Source organism: Priestia sp. SRI_019, from assembly GCF_057586255.1.
On the sequence record NZ_JBYCZN010000044.1, the window covers coordinates 1 to 221 of the forward strand.

A 221-nucleotide genomic window follows, 5' to 3' on the forward strand; every position below is an offset into this window, starting at 1 on the left:
TCGTTCTGGCCCCAGGCCTCGCGCAGCCAGGCCAGGTCGGACTCGAAACCGCCGGCGGCGAGCACGCAGCTCTTGGCGGCGATGCGCTCACCGCCGCGCGTGTGCGCGGCGACGAAGCGGCCGTTGTCGAGCTCGATGCGGTCCACCGGGGTTTCGTAGCGCACGCGCACGCCGAGTTTTTCGGCGCTGCGGTAGTAGGCGTTCACCAGGGCCTTGCCGCC

The 221-nt window shown here is 71.5% G+C and carries 1 protein-coding gene; it reads right to left on the reverse strand.

What is annotated here, in order from left to right; translation table 11 throughout:
• Window positions 1-221 (reverse strand): FAD-dependent oxidoreductase (locus AC2YJL_RS27765; protein ID WP_487375101.1); only part of this gene is annotated, 221 nt, incomplete at both ends.